1 protein-coding gene is annotated in these 6,867 nt (G+C 70.2%); it reads right to left on the bottom strand.

Annotated elements, in window-relative coordinates; translation table 11 throughout:
- A partial coding sequence (locus LXT23_RS49405; RefSeq protein ID WP_253987543.1) for a non-ribosomal peptide synthetase occupies window positions 1-6,867 on the bottom strand: 6,867 nt, incomplete at both ends.

The following is a 6,867-nucleotide window of genomic DNA, read 5'->3' as shown; positions in this document are numbered from 1 at the left end:
GGAAGCCACGCACCTTCACCTGGAAGTCGGTGCGGCCCAGGAACTCGAGGGTGCCGTCGGCCGTCCAGCGCACCTTGTCACCGGTGCGGTAGAGGCGTGCGCCGGGGGTGGAGGCGAAGGGGTGGGGGACGAAGCGCTCAGCGGTGAGGTCGGGGCGGTTGAGGTAGCCCCAGGCCAGACCTTCGCCACCAACGAAGAGCTCTCCGGGCACGCCGGGCGGCAGCGGCTGGAAGGCTTCATCGAGGACGTAGGTGGTGGAGTGCGGCAGCGGCCGGCCGATGGGCACCGAGCGCGGGACTTCGTCTCCGGCCTTCAGCGTATGCGTGGCGGAGAAGGTGGTGTTCTCGGTGGGGCCGTAGCCGTTGATGAGGACGGCGCCCTCACGCATGCGGGCGAGGTGCTCGCGCACGCGGTGCGCGGGCAGCACGTCACCACCGGCGAGCACCTGGCTCACGCCAGCCAGGGCTTGCGACTGGTGGGCGACCATCTGCTCGTAGAGGGCGGCGGTGAGCCAGAGCGAGGTGACGCCGTGGCGCACCAGCTCGGCGCCCAATTCTTCCAGGGAGAGGGAGTGCGCAGGTGCGAGGACGAGCTTCGCGCCGTTGAGCAGGGCACCCCAGACTTCGAGGGTGGAGGCGTCGAAGGCGACGGGGGCGGCCTGGAGCCAGACTTCCTGGGGCCCGAAGCGCATGAAGCTGTTGCTCTTCACCAGGCGCGCGACGGCGCGGTGAGGCACGCAGACGCCCTTGGGCTGGCCGGTGCTGCCTGACGTGAACATCACGTACGCCAGTGCGCTCCCGCCCGAGTGGATGGCAGGGGCGGACTCGGGCTGACGGCCAATGCGCGTGCCCTCCTCGTCCATGACGACGAGGACGCTGCCCAGGTCGGGCAGTTCATCCGCAAGGTCCGACTGGGTGAGCAGCACACCCGCGGCGGACTGCTGGAGCACGAAGGTGACGCGCTCGGTGGGCCAGCCCTTGTCCAGCGGGACGTAGGCGGCGCCGGCCTTGAGGATGGCCAGCAGGCCGACCACCAGGTCCACGGAGCGCTCCAGGCGCACCGCGACGCGGCCTCCGGCCTGCACGCCCAGCGTCTGGAGGTAGTTGGCGAGCTGGTTGGCCCGCGCATCCAGTTGTGCGTACGTGAGCTGTTCATCACCGGAGACGAGGGCGACCGCATCCGGTGTCTGCCGCGCCTGCTGCGTGAAGAGGTCGGCCAGGGAGGTGTCGCTCGGGTAGGTGCCGAGCCTTCCGCTCCACTCCGTCACCACCTGCTGGCGCTCGGCCTCGGTCAGCACCGGGAGCAGGCCGAGCTGACGCTCGGGCGCGGCGACCACTGCCTCCAGCAGCACAGCGTAGTGGCGCATGAGGCGCTGCGCCGTGCCGGCGTCGAAGAGGTCGGTGTTGTAGTTGAGGACGCCGGCGAAGCCCTCGCTGCCCTCGTCGAGCACGAGGCTGAAGTCGTACTTCGAGGTGTCGATCTCCGGCGCCAGGGCACTGAGGGTGAGCCCCGGCAGCGCCAGCTCGTTGGTGGGCGCGTTCTGCAGGGTGAGAGTCACCTGGAAGAGCGGGCTGCGGCTCAAATCACGCTGCGGCTGGAGCTCCTCGACCAACTTCTCGAAGGGGACGTCCTGGTGCTCGTAGGCAGCCAGGGTGCGCTCACGCACCTGGGCCAGCAACTCGCGGAACGACTGGCGGCTGTCGATGCGGGCGCGCAGCACCAGGGTGTTGATGAAGAAGCCGATGAGGCCTTCGGTCTCCGCCCGGTTGCGGTTGGCGATGGGCGAGCCGACGGAGACGTCGTCCTGGCCGGAGTACCGTGAGAGCAGCAGCTGGAGGGAGGCCAGCAGCACCATGAAGGGCGTGGCGCCTTCACGTCGCGCCAGTGCCTTCACGGCTTCGCTCAGCTCGCGGGACAGCGGCGCGGATACCACGGCTCCACGGTACGTCTGCACCGCCGGACGGGGACGGTCGGTGGGCAGCTCCAGGGCGTGGGACGCACCCGCCAGCTGCTGCCGCCACCAGCCCAGCTCCTGCTCCAGCACCTCTCCTTGCAGCCACTGCCGCTGCCAGGAGGCGTAGTCCGCGTACTGCACGGGCAGCGACGCGAGCGTCGCGGGCTCTCCACCGGTGAACTGGCGGTAGTAGGCACCCAGCTCGCGCACCATGACGGCGATGGACCAGCCGTCGGAGACGATGTGGTGCAGCGTGACCAGCAGCAGGTGCTGCTCGGGCGCCAGGCGCACCAGCGTGGTGCGCACCAGCGGCCCCTGTGCGAGGTCGAAGGGACGCTGCGCCTCTTCCCGGGCCAGCTTCCGTGCTTCCTCGTCGCGCCAGGTCAGCTCCCGGGAGGACAGGTCGACGAGAGGCAGCTCCAGCCAGGCCTCGGCGTGGACGTGCTGCGTGGGCGCGCCGTCTCGCACCACGAAGGTGGTGCGCAGGACCTCGTGCCGTTGCCGCAGCGCATGCAACGTCTGGTGAAGCGCGGCCACGTCCAGCGTGCCTTCCAGCTTCAACACCCAGGGGATGTTGTAGGCGGCGCTGCCCGGCTGGAGTTGGTCGATGAACCAGAGGCGCTGCTGAGCGAAGGACAGCGGCAGCGCCTGCGAGCGCTCCACGGGGACGAGCGCGGGTTGCTGGGTGGTGGTGGTGCGCTGCTGCAGGCGCTCGGCGAGGAGGGCGACAGTGGGCGCGGAGAAGAGCTCGCCCAGGGGCAGCTCGACGTTCAGCGTGGCGCGGATGCGGGAGACCACCTGCGTGGCCAGCAGTGAGTGGCCGCCCAGGTCGAAGAAGTCACCGTGCAGGCCGACGCGCTCCACGCCGAGCACGCCCGCGAAGATGCCAGCCAGCTTCGTCTCCAGCTCGGTGCGCGGGGCGACGAAGTCCTCGGAGGAGGCGGCGGCGAAGTCGGGTGCGGGCAGGGCCCTGCGGTCCACCTTGCCGTTGGAGGACAGGGGCAGCGCGGCCATCTCCACGAAGGCCGAGGGCACCATGTACTCGGGCAGGCGCTGCTGCATGAAGCCGCGCAGGGCCGAGATGTCCAGGCCAGGCGTGGCCGGGACGAGGTAGGCGACGATGCGCTTGTCGCCGGGCACGTCCTCGCGCACGACAGCCACCGTCTCCTGGATGCCGGAGAACTGGCGCAGGACGGCTTCGACTTCGCCCAGCTCGATGCGGAAGCCACGCACCTTCACCTGGAAGTCGGTGCGGCCCAGGAACTCGAGGGTGCCGTCGGCCGTCCAGCGCACCTTGTCACCGGTGCGGTAGAGGCGTGCGCCAGGGGTGGAGGCGAAGGGGTGGGGGACGAAGCGCTCAGCGGTGAGGTCGGGGCGATTGAGGTAGCCCCAGGCCAGGCCTTCGCCACCAACGAAGAGCTCTCCGGGCACGCCGGGCGGCAGCGGCTGGAAGGCTTCATCGAGGACGTAGGTGGTGGAGTGCGGCAGCGGCCGGCCGATGGGGACGGAGCGCGGGACTTCGTCTCCGGCCTTCAGCGCATGCGTGGCGGAGAAGGTGGTGTTCTCGGTGGGGCCGTAGCCGTTGATGAGGACGGCGCCCTCGGGCATGCGAGCGAGGTGCTCGCGCACGCGGTGCGCGGGCAGCACGTCACCACCGGCGAGCACCTGGCTGACGGTGGTCAGTGCCTCGGACTGGTGCGCCACCATCTGCTCGTAGAGGGCGGCGGTGAGCCACAGCGAGGTGACGCCGTGGCGCACCAGCTCGGCGCCCAATTCCTCCAGGGAGAGGGAGTGCGCAGGTGCGAGGACGAGCTTCGCGCCGTTGAGCAGGGCACCCCAGACTTCGAGGGTGGAGGCGTCGAAGGCGATGGGCGCGGCCTGGAGCCAGACTTCCTGGGGCCCGAAGCGCATGAAGCTGTTGCTCTTCACCAGGCGCGCGATGGCGCGGTGGGGCACGCACACGCCCTTGGGCTGGCCCGTGCTGCCCGAGGTGAACATCACGTACGCGAGGTCAGTGCCGCCTGCAGCCACCACGGGCGCGGAGTCGGACTGGCGGGCAATGCGCGCGCCTTCCTCATCCATGACCACAAGCACGCTTCCCAGGTCTGGCAGCTCGTCTGCGAGCTCGGACTGGGTGAGCAGCACGCCCGCGGCGGACTGCTGAAGGGCGAAGGTGACACGCTCGGTGGGCCAACCCTTGTCGAGCGGGACATAGGCCGCACCGGCCTTGAGGACTCCGAGCAGGCCCACCACCAGGTCCACGGAGCGCTCCAGGCGCACCGCGACACGGCTTCCAGCCTGCACGCCCAGCCCGCGCAGGTAGTTCGCGAGCTGATTCGCGCGCTGGTCCAGCTGCGCGTACGTCAGCTGCTCGTCACCGAAGACGAGTGCCACTGCTTCAGGCGTGCTCCTCGCCTGCTGCGCGAAGAGCTCCGCGAGCGACGTGTCGCTGGGGTAGCTCCCCGGCGTTCCACTCCACTCCGTGACGACCTGCTGACGCTCGGCATCCGTGAGCAGGGGGAGCAGGCCGAGCTGACGCTCGGGCGCGGCGACCACCGCCTCCAGCAGCACGGCGTAGTGGCGCATCATGCGCTCGGCCGTCGCGGCGTCGAAGAGGTCCGTGTTGTAGTTGAGAAGGCCGGTGAAGCCCTCGCTGCCCTCATCGAGCAGGAGGCTGAAGTCGTACTTCGAGGTGTCGCTTGCCGTCACCTGGGGGCTGAGGGTCAGCCCCGGCAGCCTCAGCTCGTTGGTGGGGGCGTTCTGCAGGGTGAGGGTGACCTGGAAGAGCGGGCTGCGGCTCAGGTCTCGCTGCGGCTGGAGCTCCTCGACGAGCTTCTCGAAGGGGACGTCCTGGTGCTCGTAGGCGGCCAGGGTGCGCTCGCGCACCTGGGCCAGCAGCTCGCGGAACGACTGGCGGCTGTCGATGCGGGCGCGAAGGACGAGGGTGTTGATGAAGAAGCCGATGAGGCCTTCGGTCTCCGCCCGATTGCGGTTGGCGATAGGCGAGCCGACGGAGATGTCGTCCTGCCCCGAGTAGCGGGAGAGCAGCAGTTGGAGGGAGGCCAGCAGCACCATGAAGGGCGTGGCCCCTTCACGCCGCGCCAGTGCCTTCACGGCTTCGCTCAGCTCGCGAGACAGCGGAACCGGAAGCTCGGCGCCGCGGTACGTCTGCAGCGCCGGACGGGGCCGGTCCGTGGGCAGCTCCAGCGCGTGGCTCGCGCCGGCCAGTTGCTCTCGCCACCAGCCCAGCTCCTGCTTGAGCGTGTCACCCGTCAGCCACTGGCGCTGCCAGACCGAGTAGTCCGCGTACTGCACGGGCAGCGGCGCGAGCGTGGCGGGCTCGCCGCCGGTGAACTGGCGGTAGTAGGCACCCAGCTCGCGCACCATGACGGCGATGGACCAGCCGTCGGAGACGATGTGGTGCAGCGTCACCAGCAGCAGGTGCTGCTCGGGGGCCAGGCGCACCAGCGTGGTGCGCACCAGTGGACCCTGCGCGAGGTCGAACGGGCGCTGGGCTTCCTCATGCGCCAGCCTGCGAGCCTCATCCTCCCGCTGCGCGGCGGTCAGGGTGCTGAGGTCCACCACCGGCAGCTCCAGCCGGACCTCGGGGTGGATTTGCTGCGTGGGGGCGCCGTCTCGCACCACGAAGGTCGTGCGCAGCACTTCGTGCCGCTGACCCAACGCGCTCAGCGCGCGGTGAAGCGCGGTGACGTCCAACGTGCCGTCGAACTTCAGCGCCCAGGGGATGTTGTAGAAGGCGCTTCCCGGCTGGAGCTGGTCCAGGAACCAGAGGCGCTGCTGAGCGAAGGACAGCGGCAGGGCCTGCGTGCGCTCCACGGGGACGAGCGCGGGTTGCTGGGTGGTGGTGGTGCGCTGCTGCAGGCGCTCGGCGAGGAGGGCGACAGTGGGCGCGGAGAACAGCTCGCCCAGGGGCAGCTCGACGTTCAGCGTGGCGCGGATGCGGGAGACGACCTGCGTGGCCAGCAGTGAGTGGCCGCCCAGGTCGAAGAAGTCACCGTGCAGGCCGACGCGCTCCACGCCGAGCACGCCCGCGAAGATGTCAGCGAGCTTCGTCTCCAGCTCGGAGCGAGGCGCGACGAAGTCCTCGGAGGAGGCGGCCGCGAAGTCGGGTGCGGGCAGGGCCCTGCGGTCCACCTTGCCGTTGGAGGACAGGGGCAGCGCGGCCATCTCCACGAAGGCCGAGGGCACCATGTACTCGGGCAGGCGCTGCTGCATGAAGCCGCGCAGGGCCGAGGTGTCCAGGCCGGGCGTGGTGGGGACGAGGTAGGCGACGATGCGCTTGTCACCCGGCACGTCCTCGCGCACGACAGCCACCGTCTCCTGGATGCCGGAGAACTGGCGCAGGACGGCTTCGATTTCGCCCAGCTCGATGCGGAAGCCACGCACCTTCACCTGGAAGTCGGTGCGGCCCAGGAACTCGAGGGTGCCATCCGCCGTCCAGCGCACCTTGTCACCGGTGCGGTAGAGGCGTGCTCCCGGGGTGGAGGCGAAGGGGTGGGGGACGAAGCGCTCGGCGGTGAGGTCGGGGCGGTTGAGGTAGCCCCAGGCCAGGCCTTCGCCACCGACGAAGAGTTCTCCAGGCACGCCGGGCGGCAGCGGCTGGAAGGCCTCATCGAGGACGTAGGTGGTGGAGTGCGGCAGCGGCCGGCCAATGGGGACGGAGCGCAGGACTTCGTCCCCGGCACGCAGGGTGTGCGTGGCGGAGAAGGTGGTGTTCTCGGTGGGGCCGTAGCCGTTGATGAGGACGGCGCCCTCACGCATGCGAGCGAGGTGCTCGCGCACGCGGTGCGCGGGCAGCACGTCACCACCGGCGAGCACCTGGCTCACGCCAGCCAGGGCTTGCGGCTGGTGGGCGACCATCTGCTCGTAGAGGGCGGCGGTGAGCCACAGCG

This window comes from Pyxidicoccus xibeiensis (assembly GCF_024198175.1).
GTDB classification, from domain to species: Bacteria; Myxococcota; Myxococcia; order Myxococcales; family Myxococcaceae; genus Myxococcus; species Myxococcus xibeiensis.
The sequence above is the reverse complement of the archived record's forward strand: the minus strand, read 5'-3'. Positions and strand labels throughout refer to the sequence as shown.